Origin of the sequence: Novosphingobium sp. KN65.2 (assembly GCF_001368935.1) — a bacterium.
In the GTDB taxonomy this organism is placed as follows: Bacteria; Pseudomonadota; Alphaproteobacteria; order Sphingomonadales; family Sphingomonadaceae; genus Novosphingobium; species Novosphingobium mathurense.
The window spans coordinates 1-19,751 of the sequence record NZ_CCBH010000041.1 but is presented as its reverse complement, the minus strand read 5'-3'; the positions used below and the strand labels follow the sequence as shown (position 1 = coordinate 19,751).

The following is a 19,751-nucleotide window of genomic DNA, read 5'->3' as shown; positions in this document are numbered from 1 at the left end:
ATGTCTCGACGACGGACAGGGCGCGAGACGATAATTCATCACCGCGCCCAGCCAGCCCTGCTGCGAGGCCCAGCGACCGACGGCGGCATTGGGCCACCCATCGGCGGATTTGTCCCCCATGCGAAAGCCGCCGCCGTGCACGAACAGCAGCACCGGGGCCGGATCGGCGGGCTTGCCATAAAGATCGAGCCTGTGCCGTTCATGCTGGCCATAAGCCTGATCCGAGGCGGCAACCGGCACGGCATCGGCAAGCGACCGCTGCTCGGCGTCAAACAGCTTTTCGACCGCGGCGAGAACGTCCGGCCCGAGTGAAATGCCAATCTCTGCGATTGAAGTCATGCGTGTTCCTCGGCTTCGCGTGCGATCATCTGCTCCAGCTTGCGCCGGGCAAGGACCGCCCCCTTGTCTATCTTGAGCAGGGCAGGCTTCAGCTCTCCGATTTCCCGGTTCCCGATCCTCTCTTGCTGTGCGTCGATCATCGGCTTGTCTTCATTCAGGAAAACCCGTGTCAAGGCACCCGCGAAAGCGTCGAACTGCTCTCGGGTCGCGTCCTCACGCCACATGGAGGACGTGTAGAAATAATGCGTCGAGGTCGCCGTTTCGGGCGTGAACAGATGAAGCGACTGAGAGCCGGTCCTTCCTTGTTCGCGCTCTATCCTGACCGTGAGAACCAGGTTCGAGGGCGCATTGAACGCCACCGTCAGCGTGCGGTCCACCTTTTGCCCGGCCGCGCCATAGACATGGGCCAGCCCCTCGCTCAGCGTCTCGCCGTTCATGGCGCGCGATACCGTGATCACGTCCCCATCGGTGGTAACTTCGATCTTGGCCTTGCGAACCTCCGGCGTGCCGAGCGCCGGATGGAGAAATTCGATATGGCTGAGGTCGAGGATGTTATCAATCATCAACCGATAGTCGGCCCTGCCGTGAAGATAGCCGTGGTTCACATGCGCCGTGGCTTCATCGAGCATCGCGAAACGCGGAGGCTCAACTGCCTCGGCCGCGTCCGCCTCACCCGGCCAGACCCAAATCAGGCCATCGTGTTCTCTCACCGGCCAGGCCTGCACCTTGAGCCCGGCGGTCGGGCCGTGCGGATTTTGGCTGCAGGCCCCGTTCCCGTCAAAGCCGAGACCGTGATAACCGCAGGTCACCTGCACGCCGTCGAAATGGCCGAGCGAGAGCGGCGCGAAACGATGCGGGCACCTGTCGACAAGCGCCGCAAGCGATCCGTCGGTCCGGCGTAGCAGCAGGATCGCACAGTCGAGAATGCGGATGGGGCGCATCTCGCCTGTTCCGATCTCGCTGCCGAAGCCTGCCACGTACCAGGCGTTTTGCAGGAACATCGGCCTTTCGACGTTTTCGGACATGGCAGGTATTTCTCGACCTCAGGGCGTGAAGCGGTCGAGATCGTTCGCTACCGTGACCGGGCCGGGATAGGTCTCGTTCACTTCATGCACATAACGCGCTGCGGCTTCCTTGTCGGTGGCACCGCCACCGGCCAGATGCGTGATGACGACCGATTTCACGCCCGCTGCCTCTGCCATCTCGCCAATATCGCGCGTGGTGATGTGATGCGTGCGCAGGTGCGTTTCCATGTTCGCAAGGTCCTGCGAGTTGAGGTCCTTGGCCCGGCGGCGGATGTTGCTAATCGTTGCTTCGATGTCGATCAATTCGGTTACCAGCATGTCCGCGCCGGTGGCGAGCCTGGTGACGGCTTCGCTCGGACCGGTGTCGCCGGTATAGACGATGCTCTTGCCCGGAAGGTCGAAGCGGAAGGACAGCGACCGGAAGTCCTTGGCTTCCTGCGAACCGGGGGGGAAGCTGTAATGGGTGTTGCCGGCGGCGGTCACCGTCATGTCACCCAGCGTAACCTTGTCTCCGTCGTCGAGTTCCACGACTTCCACGCTGGCGGCGGGATCGATCGGGATTTCGCCCGGAACACCAAAACCGGAGCGTGCGCTGGGCTTCATGGCGTCGATGAGACCAGCGACGATTGCCTTCGTTCCAGGCGGGCCATAGATCGTCAGCGGGTCTTCGGTGCGCGTTTGCAGGCGCAGGCCCAGGACGCCGAACAGGCCGCCGATGTGATCGAAGTGGATGTGGCTGATCCAGATGCTCCGCAACCTGCGGAAATTGCCGCCCGAACGCAGGAATGCCGTGGCCGCGCCATCGCCGGCATCGACGAGGTCATAACGGTTGTCGTGGACAAGCAGGTTTGCCGGTTCACCGCGCGTGGCATTGGGCATCGGTCCGCCCATGGTGCCAAGCGTCACCCATTCGGTCCCGGGCTGGACGGGCACGGGGGCAGTTTGAACGGTTTCCGCAGAGGCGGCGTTGCATGCCGTGATGAGCGGACAAATCAGCGCGACCGCCGTAAGCGAAACAAGGTGTCGGGAAAGCTTCATCGGTTTTCCTTATTCGTCTGTGCAGGGGGCCGGGCGGATCAGAGGGCAATTCGGTCCAGGTCGGTCCCCAGAATGATTTTTCCGGAATAGACGCTGCGAATTACCGCGAGATCGGGCTCCCCCACGACCCCGATATGGGACAGGACGAGCGTCTTCACCCCGGCCGCGGCGGCCATCTTGCCGACCTCGAGCGGAGAGAGGTGCTCACGGTCCATGTGCGGCCACACATAGGGTGGGACCGAGGCGCGATCTTTGAGCGACACCATCTCCGAGACGAGAACATCTGCCCCCTTTGCGAATTCGGTGACCGCTTGCGAAGGACCGGTGTCGCCGGTGAAAACGATCGAACGCCCGCCGGATTCGAACCGCAGCGAATAGGACTTGTTGCTGGCAGCGGGGCTTTCCGGAGGAAGATCGTAATGGGAATTGGCCACCGCCGAAACTTTGACGTTGCCGTCGTCGAAAATCGGACCGGCAACATATTCATGCGCTTTCAGATAGTCCTGCGGTGTCAGCGCGATGTGCTGCTCGGCCGCACGGATCCGTGCGTTGGGCATCATGAGCTGGGCGATACCGTCGACCGTATCGGCCGTCCCTTTCGGACCATAGATATCGAGACGCGGCGCGCGCAGCGTCCAGGCGAACGAGGCAATGGAAAACAGCCCGGCATAGTGGTCGTCGTGCAGGTGGGTGAGGAAAACGACAGGAACCGAAGGTGCTTGCAGGCCGAGCTTGCCGAACTGGTGAACCGTGCCCTCGCCCGCATCGATGAGATAGCGCTTCCCACCGATCGTAAGCAGCGTGGATATCCCGGAACGGTCCGCGCGGGCCAGCGGCCCACCTGCGGTCCCAAGCAGGACCAACTCGTCCGAAGTCGGTGCGGGAACAGGCCTTACCGACTGTGCGACCTTGGGCCCCTCTGCGTTCGCGGCTGCGCAAGCCGTGGTGAGAGCGCACAGGAGTGCCAGCAACGATTTTGTGTGCATTATCCTCAACCCTTTGCCGGCGGGTCAGCCACAGGGCTGCCCGCCAGCTTTTTATCGATCAGAAGCGATAGCCGACGCGCACGCCATAAGTCCGTGGCGGACGCAGCGTGGCGACCGAGAAATTGAGGATGGGGCGGTTGCCCGCGCGGGCGAAAATTACCTCATCCTCGATGTTGTTGATGAAGCCGGTGATCGACCAGACCTTGTCCGGCCCTTCGAGGGTCAGATAAGCATCGGACGTCATATAGGCTCCCTGACGCTCTTCTTCCTGGAAGTTGACGTTCAGGTAGTACGAAGATGACAGCGAAGTGCGCGCACCGGCCTTCAGATTCATCTCGCCCAGATAGAACGTATGCTCGTAATTGAGATTGGCGATCCACTTGGGCGACTGCACCGTGGGCTTGCCCGAGCAATCGGTATCGAAGAACCGGGCATTGTTCACCCCCGGGTTGGCGAGCCGGCTGCCGGTCACCGTGCACCCTGTCGGGATGGGATTGCCCGGGCCAGAGAAATTCGCGGTCTCAAGCGAATTATACTTGCCGTTCAGATATTGCACATTGGCGCCGAACAGGTCCACCGAAGTTGGTGCGAACTGCAGTTCGAGATCGGCACCATAGATGCGCGACTTGCCCGCATTCACCGTCACGCCGCCGTTGGAATAGATCCCGTTGCCCGCGAGCACGCCGCCGACATAAGTGATCTGCTGGTCGGTATAATCCCAGTAGAATGCCTCGAGGTTGACCTGCAGCTTGTTGCCGAGGAAGCGGTTCTTCGTACCCACCGTATAGGCGGTCAGCTTTTCAGGAGCGAAGGTATTGTCCGGTGGGCTGGCGACGAAGAAGCCGCCGGTCTTGAACCCGGTCGCGACATTGGCATAGACCAGCGAAGCCGGGCCCGCATCCCATTCCACGCCAGCCTTCCAGGTGAATTTCTCGAAAGTGAGATCACCGGTGAAGATCGGGCCGAGCGGCGGATTGACCGGACCGGGCTTGCCGCCGGCAACCGACCGGGTCGCCTGCGACTTGTTTTCCTTGGTATAGCGCCCGCCGGCGACAATGCGGAATTCCGGCGTGAGGTCGTAGGTCAGCTGGCCGAAGACAGCCTTCGATTCGGTCTTCAGACGCGGCGTGAAGCGCGTCGTCGAAAGGTCGCCCTGCGCGAAATAGTTGTCCGCCGACTGGTTCTCGTGGAAGTAGAAAACGCCCAGGACATAGCGGAGAGCCTGATCGGAGTTCGACGAAAGCCTCGCCTCGATCGACATCTGGTCCGAATTGTCCTTAACCTCGCCGAGGAAGCCCGGAAGATAGGTGCGATAGTCAGCTTCCGTGCGGCGATAGGCCGGGATGACGGTCAGCTTACCGAAGCCCACGTCGCCTTCGACAGTCGCGCTGACGCCCCAGAAAACATTGTCCTGATAACCATCGGAACGCGGCGTGTAGACACACCCGCTGCTGACGATGTTGCCGAAACCACCACAATAGGGCGGGCCGGGGCGTGTGGCGGCATAATCCTCAATTGCGCCGACGGCGATCGGGTCGGAACCGCCGATGCGGTCTTTCAGCGGGGGTGCTGCAAAAGTGTCGGTCGGGATCAGGACAAGACCCGAACCCTTGCCGCCCTGCTTGTAATAGTCGCCGACCAAAAGCATCGACCAGTCGTTGCTCGGCTCGATCAGCAACGAGGCACGGAATGCATCGCCGCGTTCATCGTCATAGCCATCGGAGAGATAGCCGTCACGATCCACGATCTGCGAAGCAACGCGCATGGCCACCGAAGCTCCGATGGGCAGGTTCAGCGCACCCGAAGCCTTGATCGCATTATAATTGCCGTATTCCAGGCTCACATTGCCCGAAACCTGGTCGAGTTCGGGCCGGTTGGGCAGGACGTTGATCGCGCCGCCAGTCGCGTTGCGCCCATAGAGCGTGCCCTGGGGCCCCTTCACGACCTCGACGCGTTGCAGATCATAGAATACGCCCGAGGGTGCCGTCGGACGCGATATGAACACATTGTTGAAGTTAAAAGCGATCGCATTTTCGGCAAAGGAGTTGCCCGACTGCGTGCCAACACCGCGAAGGAAAAAGCTGGTCGTGCCGCCCGAGGGCTGCACCTGCAACGCGGGTACGAGGCGACCGATGCCGGCAGCATCGGTCACACCGGCCTTTTCCAGATCGTCACCGGTCACAGCCGAAACAGCGATTGCCGTGCGCTGGAGACTTTCCTCGCGGCGCTGGGCGGTGACGACGATTTCGGCAAGCCCCGACGAGTCCTGTTTGCGGGAAGTTGCATCGACGGAAGCGGCATCGTCAGCAGCCTCATTGCCACTGTCCTGAGCGGAGGCCGAGTTGGCAATCAGGGCAATCGAGGCAGCGCCTGCAAGAGCTGCGTATTTATAACACTTCACTAATCTTCTCCCTCAATTATGTTGATTTCAATTCTTTATAGAAGCTCGTCGACGACCGGATTGGTGAGAACGCCCACGTCACCCACTGAAATCTGCACACTGTCCCCGGCCTTGAGGTAGAGAGGCGGATTGCGCTTGTCGCCGACACCGCCGGGCGTGCCCGAAGCGATGACGTCGCCGGGAGCCAGTTCGGTGAATGTGCTGCAATATGCGATGACGGTCGGAATATCCCAGATCATGTCGGACACGGGCTGGTCCTGCAGCAATTCGCCGTTGACGCGGGTCTGGACACGTTGCGAGCCAAGATCGTCGATCGCATCGGGCGTCACCATCTCCGGCCCGAAGGCACCGGTCGCCGGAAAATTCTTGCCCGGGGTGAACTGGATGTTGTGGCGCTGCCAGTCGCGCACCGAAACGTCGTTGAAGATCGAATAGCCTGCGACGTGCTGCATCGCGTCAGTCTTGTCGATCCTGCGTCCGCCCTTGCCGATGATGACGGCCAGCTCGCCCTCGTAATCGAAGCGGGTCGATTCATGGGGGCGGATAACCGGATCGCCGGCAGCCACCAGCGTATCGGCCCAGCGGGTAAAGATTGCGGGGTGCTGCTTTTGCTCGCGCCCCGTTTCGGCAACGTGGGTGGCATAGTTGAGGCCGACGCAAAGGATCTTGCGCGGGTTCGGAACGAGCGGCAGCAGCCGCACGTCAGCGCGGGCAAAGGTGGCGGTCGCGTCCAAAGCCGCAAGGTCGCCGCCCAGTGCATCGCGCAACCATGCCGGTCCGCCCTGCTGGCCCAGATCCTCGACCTTGTCGCCCGCAACCCGGCCGAAGCTGGGGTTGCCGTCCGGGCGACGGAAACTGATGTAACGTGTCATGTCTTGTACTCCCTTGCCCGCCGCCAGACTGGGAACTGCCGCAATTGCGGCAAGCGCCCCGGCGGCGAAGGTGCGTCGGTCAATCTGCAAGCGGCTGCGGTTCCCAGTCGCGGCGGAAACGGAACCGCTCCTCCGCCTTTCGCAAGCCATCGAAATCCTTGTCGGATACGCCCCACTGGTCGATCCGCAACTCCGGCCAGGTCCAGTCGTCGGGTTCGCCCGCGACATGGTCTTCGGCCACCGTCTCGACGGCGGTCGAATATTCGATCACCGGACCGAAAGGCGAAATATAGTAAGCATAAACATTGGCGCCCGGCCCGTGACGGCCCGGTCCCCATGCCGGGGTGAAGCCGTTGTCGCGCATCCAGCCGATGCCACGCATCACCGTGTCAAGATCCTCCATCTCGAACGCGATGTGGTTGAGGCTGCTAAACCCGGCCCGGGCAAAGGCGGTCGAATGGTGCTTGGTGTTGCAGCGGACGAAGACCATACCCTTCGTCCGGTCGGATACGGCAAAACCCAGGATCTGCTCGACGTGGTCGGCCATCGCCTCGGCGTCGGCGGCGTTGAACACGACGTGGGTAAGCCCCACCGGCATGACGCGGCGCGTCGCCTTGGCATGGCCTTCGATCGGCGCGACATCGCTCGTCCCGGCAAGAAAGCGCAAGATCGTGCCTTCGGGCAGTTCGACAATAATGCCCTGTCCGTCACCGGGATCGTCCGACACGACCTTTCGCGCCGGCCAGCCCGCTTCGGCCACGCGATTTTTCACTCTGGCAAGTTCGTCCTCGCTGCAGGTGAAAGTGGTGGACCGGGCGAACTCTTCGCCCGGGCTGAAGCTGACGAGATAGGGGCAACTCCCCGATCCGCGCAGGTAATAGGTGCCATCCCGCTCACCAGCGGAAACAAGGCCCCAGATGTCAATCATGAACCGGTTCGCCTCTGCCGGATCTGGCAGTGAGAGTTCGATCGATCGAAGTTTCATGACATTTCCTTCTTTGCGAGTCCCGCTTTGGCGATGCCCACAAGCGCGCATTCCTCGTCGCAGTCACCGGTATCGCCACTCACGCCGACGGCGCCGATCACGACACCTTCGCTACGGATCAGCACGCCGCCCGGAGAAAAGGCGACTTGCCCGTCCAGCGCAGAGCTGAGCGACTGAAAGAAAATCGGATTGCCTGCCGCCCGGTTGGCCAGAACACGGGTGTCGGCACCCATGCCCAGCGCGCCGGTGGCCTTGGCGACAGCGATGGTGTGGCGAAAGAACGTGGCCCCGTCCTCACGCGCGAAAGCTACTGAATGCCCTCCGGCATCGAGCACGACAACGGCGAGCGGGTTTGCGCCGCGATGGCGCGCCTCAGTAAGAGTGCCTGAGACGATCATCTGCGCCTGTTCGAGCGTAATGCCAGTCATGCGGCGATCTCCGAGGGCTGTTCGAGCAGCCGGGAGCGGCGGTCGATGAGGGTCGAGGCCGAACCGGCCTGTGTCCCGAAGACATAATGGTCCGGCCGAACCAGCACGGCATCGACCTTGCGCGCGTCGAGCCAGCCGAGCACCGCGCCGCCATCGGGCAGGTCGGAGGCAACGATCCGGGTCACGCCAGGCGCCTGGCCGCGCACCGCATCGTCACGGACGAAAAGCCGCCACCCCTGCCCCGCCAGATCGTCGAGCTTGCGTCCGTCAGCGAGGATCGGCTGAATGAACCGTTCGCCCGCACCAGGGGTACCAGCGGCGACGAAACCTTCCGAAACCGCTGGAATGAGGTCGGCTGCGGTTTCGCCCGTCTTGCTGGCAGATTGCGCCCTGATCGATGCGTCGCGCTCGGCCGCTTTCGCTTGATCGAGTTCGCAGATATAGCGCCCTGCCGCCACCGCAGCGCCGATCACTCCGCGTACGTGGGGATCGCGCTCAGGCTGATAGGTTGCAAGAATCGCCTCGCTGGCGCCGTCATTCGCGATTGCCGCCATCTTCCACGCAAGGTTCGCGACATCGCGAAGCCCGTGGCACATGCCCTGGCCGAAAAAGGGCGGCGTCTGGTGCCCGGCATCTCCGGCAAGAAACACCCGGCCTACCTGCCACTGCTCCGCCACAAGTCCGTGAAACCGGTAAGTAGCCGCGCGCACAATATGGTGCGGCACGTCCTTCATCCAGGAGCCGACCAGCTCGCCCACCTTTGCGGGCTGCATCATTTCGGAATCGTCTTCACCCGGGAGCAGCATAAACTCCCAGCGGCGGTGGTTGCCGCGTCCAGGCACGATCGTCGCCGGACGAGCAGGATCGCACATCATCACCGACAGGCGCTGAAGATCGGCATCTGCGGGAACGCCTGAGATCGGCGGAAAGCTGACAGGCCCTTCGACTTCGGCGTCGACGACCAGCCAGGGCTCCTCGAAATCGAGGTCGTCGAGCTTGACGCCGAGCGCCTTGCGGACCGGGCTGCGCGAACCGTCGCAGGCAATCACCCAGCGTGCGCGCAAATTGTGGCTGGCACCGTCCTGCGCATAAGCGACGGTCACGCCGGTGTCGTCCTGGTCCAGCCCGGTGAACTCCGCACCCAGCTGCAGATCGATCGCGCCATTATCGGCAAAGGCCTCGCGCAGGTGGGCCTCCAGCTCCGGCTGATAGAAGAAATAGTCGTTGGCCCAGCCGAACGGACGCGGCTTGCCGACCGTCCCCATATAGCGGATGACGCCATGATCCGCGCCGACATGAAGGTGACCGTCCGTGGCGGTCATGTCGCCCTCGACCCGGTCGATGACCCCGGCGCTCTGAAACAGGCGCATCATCTCATGATCGAGATGCACTGCGCGCGGCAACGGGTAATGCTCAAGCTCTTTTTCCAGCACGACGACCGACAGGCCTTGGCGCCCGAGCAGGTTTGCCGCCATCGCACCCACGGGGCCGCAACCGATGATCGCTACATCAAACATTCCAGTTTCCATCACGCCGCGGGACTTTTGTAGAGCGCACCGTCCTTCATGATCATGGTGAGCCGATCCTTGTCCTGCAGGATCGATACGTCCTGCGTGGGATCGCCGTCGACCAGCAGGAGGTCGGCCAGAAAACCTTCCTTCACCTGACCCACCTGAAGATCCATCAGTTCGCCGCCGAGCTTGGTTGCCGCGGTCAGCGCTTCGGCTGGTGTGTAGCCGAAATGTTCGACGAAAATTTCGAGATCGCGCGCATTGCGTCCGTTCGGATTGAACGGAAAACCATAGTCGCCGCCAATGAGGATCCGTACGCCGCGCGCCTTCAGCGCCGGCACCAGCTTGCTTTCCAGTTTCATCCGCTCGGCGGCGCTGGCCTTCATGTGGCTCATGTCGATATGCGGCGGCGGACTTGCTTCCAGCGCAGCTATCGAAACACCCGGCGAAGGCGCGTAGAAAGTCGTTTCCTTGGCCGCGACCATCGCGTCAGCCGCGGCATCGTCGGCATAGGAGGCATGATAGATGATGCGCGCACCAGCCTTGAGAGCCAGGCGGATCGCTTCCGGGTAATAGGCATGGGTGGCGATCCAGAGCCCGGCATCCCTTGCTGCCACGCCCGCTGCCTCCATCTCCTCGTCGGTATAGAGGACTTCTTTAGCCGAACCCGGCTTCAGCGCGTCCTCGCCCGATACAACGAGCTTGATCGAGCCAATGCCCTGATCCTTGCAGTAAGAGACGAACTTGCGGATGGCATCCGGTCCGCGGCCATTGAAGACATCGCCGGTCTCGACACCCTCGGCGCCTTCGGGACTGCGTTCAAGCGTGGAGGGCACAAGGCGCGGTCCCGGCGTCTCGCCCGCTTCAATCGCCTTGACGAGCTCCACTTCGATCCCGTCACCCAGCGCACCGGCGGAATAAGCGCTCGTAAAGCCGTGGTCGAGCAGGACCCGGGCATTGCGCCTCGCGGCTTCCTTCAGCTCTTCGGGGGGGAGGATGAACTGGTGATATATCTTTTCAACCGAGGAAGCCCATGTCAAATGGGCATGCGCCTCTACTAGACCGGGCATCAGCGTACGCCCGGCAGCGCCTATCACAGTGTCGGCAGCTTCGCCTGCCAGGCCATCGACACCCAGCGCGACTTTCGCAATTCGGTTGCCGTCGACGAGGACGGAGCCACGCTGCGGCGCACTTCCGCTACCGTCGAAAATCTGTGCATCACGGATCAGTGTCCGCATGAGCATCCTCCATCGCCTTCTTAGCTGAGGCGTGGAATGGCAGATCGAGGCATTAGTCGGAAATACAATTATATTCTACGGGTATTGGCTAGGGTTATACCTCGCCACCCAGAACTTGGGTGAACAGAGAGGCCAATGGTGTCAGCGGCACATTCGCCAAAGCGCGTATCCCGATATGCCTTTGAAACGTAACCTCGCGCAGTTCGATCGCTCTCAGCACACCGACGGAGAGCTCAGCCTCCACGACGTTACGCGGAAGTATCGTGACTCGATCCGTCGCGCGCACAATCGATTTCGTGGTGAGCAGAGAGTCGCAGCGTATGACGTTTCGCGGTTCGGCGACCTCGGCGTTGATGAACAGGCTCGAAATCTGTCGGCGAAAGCCGCCGCCCTCTCGCGGCAACACCCATGCAAGATCGCTGGCTGCGGCCATGCCGATCGAGTTGGGGAGGTCTTCGTGGCCCCTGCCGACGATGAGGGAGAACGGATCCTGGGCCAACGTCCATTCGCGAAATTCGTCTCCCGGTCCGGAAATGCCAGTGGTGACAAGTGCCAGTTCGATTTCGCGTCGCCGAAGCATTTCGGAGAGAACCTGCTCGGACGCTTCAATCACCGAAATCTCGAACGCCCCATGCATTCGATCCAGCGCCCGGATCGCGCGAGGGACGAGACTGACAAGCGCGCCTGGCGTACCACCGATCTGTATCGGTCCGGCGATACCCTTGGCGGCATGTTCCACCACGGCCCGTGCATCGCGCAGCAGGCCTGAAAGCGCCGCGGCCTTCGTCCGCAGAGCCTCGCCCTCCCTTGTCAGGGAAATGCCGGTCGACTGACGGTTGAAAAGGCCCACACCCAGCCGACCTTCCAGAGAACTGATCGTCTGGGATACCGATGGTTGGGAAACGCCCAGTTCCCTTGCCGCAGAGCTGATCGAACCGGAAATGCACACTTGCTCGAAGACGATAAGAGCCCGCGGATCCAATCCGGCCGACAGATGGCTCGACAGGCTGGTGATCGTCATTTGAAATACCTCTCTGCGCTGACGCTTGTCATCGCGGTCCGCGCATTTCAGGTCAATCGCGGATTCCGCTGCTGAAGGAAGCGTGTCCCCCAAAGGGGCGCAGGCGATTCTGATTTTCGATCGTAGGACATTGCGCGGCTCCTCGATGCTTTCAATCTTCGCCCCGTTTATCCGTTTGCCGCTCGGTCTGCTGCTCCAGATCGTCGTGCGCGCGGTCTTGAAACGCTGCCAAGAGGAGTCCGGCAGTGAAAATCCAAATCTGCAGCAAGCGATTGGATGTCCGCCCACAGCGCGCGCCATCGTTGGCTTGTACGTAAGCATTTGGGTACAAGATGCCGCCAGAGCGCACCTCGCGCCCGTGGTTCGATCGCAGCAAATTTGGTCGTATCTTCGCCTTACTTGATCTGTTGCACTAACAATCGTCCGTCCTGAGAACAGAGGTTGATGGGCTTCTAACGAGGGGGTTCTCGCAGCAGAATACGCCTAAAAATTTGTGCGCTCTCAGGTCGCAATGCTTTCTTGACCGCATAAGAAATTACATATGCCGTAAGTCCTGCGCCAAATTTACTCCAGTTGGTCTGCAACAGGAGGATTTAAAGATGTTCCGGCCCAAGTACATTACGTTCGATTGTTACGGCACGCTCCTTGACTTCGAGATGGGCCCAGCTGCACGCCGTGCATATGCCGACCGTCTGCCCGATGCCGAACGTATGGAATTCTTCGTACGTGAGTTCAAGGCCTACCGTCTGGACGAAGTTCTTGGAGCATGGAAGCCGTTTCGCGATGTTGTAGAAGGGTCGCTCCGGCGCACCTGCGAGAAGGTGGGCGTGGAATATCGCGACAGCGACACCGACCGGATCTATGGGGAAATCCCGACCTGGGGTCCGCATGCCGACGTCATCGAGCCACTCAACCGGGTTGCCAGGGAATTCCCTTTGGTGATCATCTCGAACTCGATGGTCGATCTGATCCCGCACGCGGTGAAGGCGCTGCAAACCCCGTTTCACGCCGTATTCACGGCTGAGGAAGCACAGGCCTACAAGCCGCTTCTTCAGGGTTTTGAATATGCACTTGACCAGCTGGGTTGCGCTCCGGAGGAATGCATGCACGTTTCCTCCAGCTTCCGCTACGATCACATGTCCGCAGCCGACCTGGGCTACGGCGCTAGGGTATTCGTCAACCGCGGTCACGAACCGTCGCTTATGCCGCATTACGCGACCCACGAAATCCGAGATATCTCTGGTCTGCCTGGAGTGCTTGGCCTCTGACCTAGGCGTCTCCGACAACCCGTTGTCTGGAATTGTGGCTGCGTCATGTAACGAGCCAAATACGCGGCCCGGCAACGCAATAGACAGAGCAAGTCTGCGCTGCCGGGCCAATCATGTTTTGATAGCCAAGTAAAGGTGAGGCCATGGGGGAAGTTGACAAGTTGCAGGATCGCCCACTGCGCAGCGCGCGTTGGTTCCGCAAGGACGACTTGCCCGCTTTTATCCACCGTTCGACGCTGGCCGCGGCGGGTTGGAGCCGCGAGGATCTGATGGGGCGGCCGGTTGTCGGCATCCTCAGCACCTGGTCCGACATCAACCCCTGCAACCTAAACCTTCGCGCGCTTGCCGAAGAGGCGAGGATCGGCATCATAGAGGCTGGCGGGGTTCCGTTCGAGGTTCCGCTGATGTCGATCAGCGAGAACATCATCAAGCCAACTTCCTTCCCGTTCCGCAACCTGCTGGCGATGGAAGCGGAGGAAACGATCCGCGCCTATCCGTTCGACGCCGTGGTCCTGTTGGGTGGCTGTGACAAGACACAGCCAGGCTTGCTGATGGGCGCCGCAAGCGCTGGGGTTCCATTCATCTTCCTCGCCAGCGGCCCCGCCACGCCGCGCTCCTCAACGGGCGGTGACCTGGCCAACGCCACCGGCGTCTGGCGACTGGTCGACCAACTACGCGCAGGCGAACTGTCGGAAGGTGACTTCGCAGCATTCGAGCGCACCGTCATGGGCACCGCAGGGCACTGCACTGAAATGGGCACAGCCTCTACCATGGCGGTAATCTGCGAAGCGCTCGGCGTTTCGTTGCCGGGAAGTAGCCTCGTGCCGGCTGTCGACAGACGCCGTATGCATTATGCGCGGGAAGTTGGGCGTCGAAGCGTTCTTTTAGCTTCCGAGGGTTACCCTACCCCCAAGGAAGTACTCGACGCACGGGCCTTCGACAATGCCATAGCCCTCCTATGCGCGGTAGGCGGGTCGACCAATACGATCATTCACCTACTGGCGCTTGCCGGGCGCGTTGGCGTGCCGCTGTCGCTCGACCGGTTCGACGAGATCGGAAGGCGCGTGCCGCTCATCGCGAATATCCAACCTGCCGGTGAGTACCTGACCGAGAGGCTGATGACCGCAGGCGGTGTACCGGCGCTGCTCAAGACACTCGGCCCCCTCATCCATCTGGATGCAAGGACAGTGGACGGCCGCACAATGGAAGAAGTTGTCGCAGAGGCGGAGGTTCTCGATCCCGAGGTGATCCGTCCGCTCGACAGCCCTATTCGGGAGGGGGAGCCGCTGGTCGTCGTCCGGGGCAACCTCGCCCCGAACGGCGCAGTCATGAAAACATGTGCAGCGGACCCGCGCCTTCTGCGCCATCGCGGACGGGCGGTGATCTTCGAGGATGTCCAGACGATCGCCGACCGGATCGACGATCCCGCGCTGGGAATCGATCAGGATAGCGTGCTGATCCTGCGTAATGCAGGGCCAGTCGGCGCGGCTATGCCGGAGTGGGGCATGCTGCCACTTCCCCGTCACCTGATGGAACGCGGTGTGCGCGACATGCTGCGAATTTCCGACGCGCGGATGAGCGGCACCGCGTATGGTGCCGCCGTGCTCCACGTCTCGCCCGAGGCGGCTGTCGGCGGCCCGCTGGCACTGGTCCGCAATGGCGACATCATTGAACTGGACGTTGCAGCACGCAGGCTCGAATTGTGCGTCGACGCGGGCGAACTCGCCCGTCGTCGCGAAGCGTGGAAGGCCGATTTGGGGAGCCACCGCCGAGGCTATCGGCATCTCTACAATCAACATGTCGAGCAAGCCCATCGCGGCTGCGACTTCGACTTTCTGCGCGGCGCCGACGAGGAGACCCTCCCCGAAGGTCTTTTCGACGGCTGGGTAGGTGGTTGGTAGGTACTGATTTAATGAGCATTCTCTATCGATCCGACGCCCCGCGCGCGGCTGCATGGGCAAGCTACTTTGCCGAGCACGCTACAGATCTCGACTTTCGCGTCTGGCCCGATGCCGGCAACCTCGAGGAGGTCGAATACCTGATCGCCTGGCAGGCCCCGGCGGAATTCATTGCTGCGCTGCCGAACCTTAAGGTCCTGTTCTCGTCGGGAGCGGGGATCGACCACGTCGACTTTTCGGCCATCCCTGAGCACATTCCGATTGTCCGCATGGTCGAGCCCGGGATCATCGATGGCATGATTGAATACGTGAGCCTTGCCGTCCTGGCCCTGCACCGCGATTTCTTCGACTACGTCTCCATGCAGCCGACGGGAACGTGGGACCCACTGGAAGTTCCGCCGGCATCTTCCCGCACTGTTGGCGTCATGGGCTTGGGCGTCCTCGGAAAGGCCGTGCTGGAGCGACTGGCAACCTTTGGTTTTCGCCTGCGGGGATGGAATCGATCACCACGCCAGATAGTGGGCGTGGAAAGTTTCGCCGGAACGGATCAGCTCCAGCAGTTCCTTGTCGGATGCGACATACTCATTTGCCTGTTGCCACTCACTGAAGCGACCGCCGGCATCCTGGATCGCAAGATTTTTTCCTCGCTGCCCAAGGGGGCCTCGATCATCAATGTCGCACGAGGGTTGCACCTTGTTAACGAGGATCTACTTGAAGCATTGAATTCCGGCCACCTGTCCCGAGCGATCCTGGACGTGACCGATCCCGAGCCAATGCCGCCGGAACATCCCTTCTGGCGTCATCCGCGCATATTCGTAACACCGCACGTGGCGAGCATGACCCAGCCCGAAACGGCTGCGCCCATACTGCTCGACAATTTGCGCAGGCACTGGCGGGGTGAGCCCCTGATCGGTTTGATCGATCGGTCGCGGGGTTATTGAGACAGGCAAAGAATTCTGGCCAGAGCAGACTTGGAGGTTACCAGCCGCCAACGGCCATGTATGTACTGGAGAACTGAAGATGCCGGCCCCGCTACAATTCATTGAATCAACGACGGAGCTGCCTGACCAAGCGGATGCAGTGATCATCGGTGGCGGGGTCATCGGCACGTTCACGGCTTATTACCTCGCCAAGCGCGGCCTGAAGGTTGCGCTGATCGAAAAGGGGGTCATCGCCGGCGAGCAGTCGAGCCGTAATTGGGGTTGGTGCCGGCAGCAAAACCGCGATGCGCGTGAACTTGCAATGGCCACAAAGGCACTTGACCTGTGGGAGCAGTTCGGCGCCGAGACTGGCGAGGACACCGGGTTTCGCCGGTGCGGCCTGTTCTATGTGAGCAACGACCCCAAAGAGCTCGACACCTGGGCTCGCTGGGGGGAGTTTGCGCGATCGGTGGGGGTAAAGACCCGGATGCTGAATTCGGAAGAGGCCACCCGGCATGGTGGCTTCACCGGACAGCGTTGGAAGGGCGGAGTGCACTCCCAGGAGGACGGGATTGCCAACCCGGGCATTGCGGTTCCAGCCGTGGCACGAGCGCTGATGAAGCTGGGCGGAACGGTACATCAGGCCTGCGCCGCGCGCGGGATCGAAACGACCGGCGGCGCAGTCAGCGCGGTGGTGACGGAAAAGGGCGTGATCAAAACGCCCCTTGCGATCCATGCAGGAGGGGCCTGGGCGTCATCGTTCTGCCGCCAGTTGGGCATCCGCTTTCCGCAAGCGAGCATCCGCCAGACAATCCTGTCGGTATGGACCGGAAATCTTTCCCTGCCAGAGGCATTCGTCAGCAAGTCGATATCCATCACCCGACGCGGAACCGGCCTGCATACCCTTGCGATCAGTGGACGGGGCAAGGTCGACCCCACCGGACACATCCTGCGGTTCCCGACGCAGTTCCTGCCAATGCTCGCCCGCCGCTGGCGGAGCCTTTCCGTAGGCGGCCTTGAAGGTTTGCGGAGCGGACATGAAACCCTTGCCCGTTGGCGACTGGACAAGCCTACACCCATGGAAACGCTGCGCATCCTCGACCCTACGCCTGACCCCAAGTCGATCCGTCTGACCTTGCAGGGCGCAGCAGACCTGATTCCCGCGCTGGCCGCAACGCCGGTCGCGGCGACATGGGCCGGCTATATCGACAGCACGCCCGACGGCGTTCCACTGATCGATGAAATGGAAAAAGTTCCCGGATTGATCGTCGCCGCCGGTTTCAGCGGCCATGGTTTCGGCATTGGCCCGGGCGCCGCTCACCTGGTTGCCGATATTGCGACCGGCCAGACACCGATCATCGATCCGCACCCGTTCCGCCTCTCACGATTCGGCCGAGGCAATCGAACCGATGTTTCAGAGTTCTGAGGCAAAGTCTGGCGGCCAACACGGAATATGGTGATGCAGGCAATCTTGCCTGGCTCGTCCACGAGTGGAGCATCGAGCCGCATATACCCGTCTTCGACCATGCACGTCGCCGCTCCTATACATTCCAGCGGCGTGCGTTCCGCTCTGACCATCGGCGCGACGTCCATATCTATCCTGGCTGCAAGCAAATGGTGCAGCATCCCCGCGGTTTTGCGGAGCCTAGGCCAAGCGTTGATACGGACGGCATGATGCGCTTTCGCGCGAGCAAGCAGGACTGCGAGGCCTGCGCACTCAAGCCGAACTGCTACTGCTGCTCGGTACAACCCATGTGCAAGATCGCCTGTTCAATCTACGAACGCGCGCGCGATCTGGCAAGTGACCTAGCCCAGAAGGCGACGGCCCGTTCCAGCCAGAATCTGCCGTGTGAACGAAGTAGAAGCTCCGATTGGCTACCTGAGCCTGGGGATGGCAGCTAATCAGAAGTGAGCAGGCATCGTCTCCCTCAGTCAGGAATGTCTGCTAACCGATTATTGCCACTCCAAAGCCGACCGAGTAAAAGGTCCCAGGGCGAGCCTCAGGGCCGACGTGGAGCAGCCCTGGAGTGAGCGTCGGCTTACCTTGGCCGGCCGCTCCGAAGGCGACTGTCGGCTAGGTCCCAGTACCTCGAGGACCGGAGGGCTGCTTTCACTAGGCCTGGATGAGGCCTGACCGGATCTCCCGACAATGCAGATCTACGTCGTGATGAATGATGAGCGTGGCTACGAATTGACCGTTGCGATAGAAACGAATCGAAGGTGCTTCAACCGCCTGTGAGGTCGTTCGAAACACTGTAAGCGCGCATTTCGTAGCATGTCGCTTCCGGTGTTGGTGCGACCATCATAATTGACGCTGGGGAGTACACCGCAGCGCCGGGTGCCTCAGTCGTGCCTTTTGAAGTTGAATGGCAGCAGATCGTCGATATCGGCGTCTTGGGCGCGCTGGGGCATTTGCATGAAGACATGACGTAGCCACGCGAGAGGCTCGACGCCGCAGGCGCGGCAAGTCAGCATCAGGCTGTAGATGACGGCGCTCGCGCGTGCGCCCTCGATGGTGTCGCAGAAGAGCCAGGATTTTCTGCCTGTTGCAAAGACTCTGATGTCGCGTTCGAGAAGATTGTTATCGATCGGCATTCTGCCGTCTTCGACGTAGCGCGTCAGATATTCCCACTGGTTGAGGGTGTAGGAGACCGCATCGCCAAGCTTGGTGTCGGGCACGACCTTCGGTGCGATCGCATCGAGCCATGCCTTGAGGGCACTGAGAACCGGGACGCTATGTTGCTGGCGGAAGCGGCGCATGTAGTCAGCCCGCGCTTCCCCCTCATCGGGGATTTCGTCCCGGGCCTGTCTTTCTATCCGGTAGAGCTGGTCGAAGAACTTGAGCGCCTGTGCGGGTGGCCCGCCCTGTTTCTTCCTCGCCTTGAGCGCGTCGGCAAAGCGCCGTCTCGCGTGAGCCATGCAGCCAAGATGTGTGGCCCCTTTCAGGGTGCGCCAGGCCGAGTAGCCGTCGCTCATCAGGATGCCGCGATAGTCGCCAAGGAAGGCCTGCGGATGTTCCTGCCCGCGACCGGGTTGATAATCGAACAGCACGATCGGCTGTTCGCTGTCCTCGCTGCTGCGGTAGGCCCACATATACGAAGTGCTGGTAGGCGCCTTGCCCTCTTCCTTCAGCACCTGAACCGTAGTCTCGTCGCCATGAATGACCTCCTGGAACCGGAGCCGCAGCTTCAGGGCGTCATAGATGCGATACAGGTGCCTCTCGCTCGAGGCGATCACCCAACGGCCCAGAGCACCACGGCTGACAGGTACTCCTGCACGTTCGAAGGTTTGCGCCAGACGATAGAGCGGCGTGCCATCGACGTATTTGTGAACAAGGGCGAAGGCGAGCGTCGAGGCGGTGGCAATGCTGCCCGGCAAAGGCTGCGTGGGCATCGGCGCAATGACGATCGGCGTGGCGATCCCGGTGCGGTCACAATTGCGGCACGCATATTTGGCACGGGCATTCTGCAAGACCGTGGCCTTCACCTCGATGTGAAGCTGCTCGGTAACAACCTCGCCCATGCGATGCATCCGGTCGCTGCAACACGGGCAGACCTTCTGATCATCGGTAAGGTCATATTCGACGCGCTGGCGCGGCAGGTCGGCAGGAAGTGGCTTGCGCCCGCGCTTCTTCCCTTCTGGCCTTTTCGCCTCCGGCAATCCCGTGTCGGGAAGATCGGCGGCGACCGGCTCATCGACATCGTCGTGCCCTTCGTCGGTATCGTCCTCAAGGGAGGCCTGCTCGGCTTCGTTGAAGACACGATCCAGGTGCTTTTCGCTGCGCGGCGCAAAACGGTGCAACGTAAACGCACGGTTGAGGC

At 61.5% G+C, this 19,751-nt stretch carries 16 protein-coding genes; 4 read left to right on the top strand and 12 right to left on the bottom strand.

Annotation, left to right across the window (positions count from 1 at the left end; genetic code table 11):
* From SPHV1_RS01375 to SPHV1_RS01325, 11 genes are all read right to left on the bottom strand, one after another.
* Positions 1 to 339 (bottom strand): alpha/beta hydrolase (locus SPHV1_RS01375; RefSeq protein WP_369817852.1); only part of this gene is annotated, 339 nt, incomplete at its 3' end.
* Positions 336 to 1,364: an aromatic ring-hydroxylating dioxygenase subunit alpha gene (locus tag SPHV1_RS01370; RefSeq protein WP_082430720.1), complete on the bottom strand. Its 1,029-nt coding sequence runs from the start codon at positions 1,362 to 1,364 to the stop codon at positions 336 to 338. The genes SPHV1_RS01375 and SPHV1_RS01370, both read right to left, overlap by 4 nt.
* Positions 1,365 to 1,382: 18 nt before the next feature.
* Complete coding sequence (locus SPHV1_RS01365) at positions 1,383 to 2,402, bottom strand: MBL fold metallo-hydrolase (protein ID WP_054944328.1); 1,020 nt, start codon at positions 2,400 to 2,402, stop codon at positions 1,383 to 1,385.
* A 38-nt stretch (positions 2,403 to 2,440) separates the two neighbouring features.
* A complete protein-coding gene (locus SPHV1_RS01360) occupies positions 2,441 to 3,388 on the bottom strand; it encodes an MBL fold metallo-hydrolase (protein WP_082430718.1) in 948 nt (315 codons plus the stop codon).
* Between the two features lie 58 nt (positions 3,389 to 3,446).
* Positions 3,447 to 5,789, bottom strand: coding sequence for a TonB-dependent receptor (locus SPHV1_RS01355; protein ID WP_054944326.1), 2,343 nt, complete (start codon positions 5,787 to 5,789; stop codon positions 3,447 to 3,449).
* A 35-nt stretch (positions 5,790 to 5,824) separates the two neighbouring features.
* Positions 5,825 to 6,661, bottom strand: coding sequence for a fumarylacetoacetate hydrolase family protein (locus SPHV1_RS01350; RefSeq protein ID WP_054944331.1), 837 nt, complete (start codon positions 6,659 to 6,661; stop codon positions 5,825 to 5,827).
* A 79-nt stretch (positions 6,662 to 6,740) separates the two neighbouring features.
* Positions 6,741 to 7,646 carry a VOC family protein gene (locus tag SPHV1_RS01345; RefSeq protein ID WP_054944325.1) on the bottom strand — a complete coding sequence of 302 codons (906 nt, stop codon included), beginning with the start codon at positions 7,644 to 7,646 and terminating at the stop codon, positions 6,741 to 6,743.
* Positions 7,643 to 8,074: a heme-binding protein gene (locus SPHV1_RS01340; RefSeq protein ID WP_054944324.1), complete on the bottom strand. Its 432-nt coding sequence runs from the start codon at positions 8,072 to 8,074 to the stop codon at positions 7,643 to 7,645. Before SPHV1_RS01340 ends, SPHV1_RS01345 begins: the two co-directional genes overlap by 4 nt.
* A complete protein-coding gene (locus SPHV1_RS01335) occupies positions 8,071 to 9,591 on the bottom strand; it encodes a bifunctional 3-(3-hydroxy-phenyl)propionate/3-hydroxycinnamic acid hydroxylase (RefSeq protein ID WP_054944330.1) in 1,521 nt (506 codons plus the stop codon). Before SPHV1_RS01335 ends, SPHV1_RS01340 begins: the two co-directional genes overlap by 4 nt.
* Positions 9,592 to 9,602: 11 nt before the next feature.
* A complete protein-coding gene (locus SPHV1_RS01330; RefSeq protein ID WP_054944329.1) occupies positions 9,603 to 10,823 on the bottom strand; it encodes an amidohydrolase family protein in 1,221 nt (406 codons plus the stop codon).
* A 94-nt stretch (positions 10,824 to 10,917) separates the two neighbouring features.
* Positions 10,918 to 12,144 (bottom strand): LysR family transcriptional regulator, encoded by a 1,227-nt coding sequence (locus tag SPHV1_RS01325; RefSeq protein WP_231634375.1) that lies wholly within the window; start codon positions 12,142 to 12,144, stop codon positions 10,918 to 10,920.
* Between the two features lie 299 nt (positions 12,145 to 12,443).
* Here SPHV1_RS01325 and SPHV1_RS01320 point away from each other — a divergent pair, with 299 nt between their 5' ends.
* The 4 genes from SPHV1_RS01320 to SPHV1_RS01305 all read left to right on the top strand — a co-directional run bounded on the left by SPHV1_RS01320 (position 12,444) and on the right by SPHV1_RS01305 (position 17,356).
* Entirely contained in the window at positions 12,444 to 13,112 is a 669-nt protein-coding gene (locus tag SPHV1_RS01320; protein WP_054944322.1) for a haloacid dehalogenase type II, read from the top strand.
* A 143-nt stretch (positions 13,113 to 13,255) separates the two neighbouring features.
* The gene (locus tag SPHV1_RS01315) at positions 13,256 to 15,013 is read left to right on the top strand and encodes a dihydroxy-acid dehydratase (RefSeq protein WP_054944321.1); all 1,758 of its coding nucleotides are present in this window, start codon (positions 13,256 to 13,258) and stop codon (positions 15,011 to 15,013) included.
* A gap of 11 nt (positions 15,014 to 15,024) precedes the next feature.
* On the top strand, positions 15,025 to 15,951 hold the full coding sequence (locus SPHV1_RS01310) for a glyoxylate/hydroxypyruvate reductase A (RefSeq protein ID WP_054944320.1): 927 nt from the start codon (positions 15,025 to 15,027) through the stop codon (positions 15,949 to 15,951).
* A 79-nt stretch (positions 15,952 to 16,030) separates the two neighbouring features.
* Positions 16,031 to 17,356, top strand: coding sequence for an FAD-binding oxidoreductase (locus SPHV1_RS01305; protein ID WP_054944319.1), 1,326 nt, complete (start codon positions 16,031 to 16,033; stop codon positions 17,354 to 17,356).
* A 917-nt stretch (positions 17,357 to 18,273) separates the two neighbouring features.
* Here SPHV1_RS01305 and SPHV1_RS01300 read toward each other — a convergent pair.
* A partial coding sequence (locus SPHV1_RS01300) for an IS66 family transposase (RefSeq protein WP_054944318.1) occupies positions 18,274 to 19,751 on the bottom strand: 1,478 nt, incomplete at its 5' end.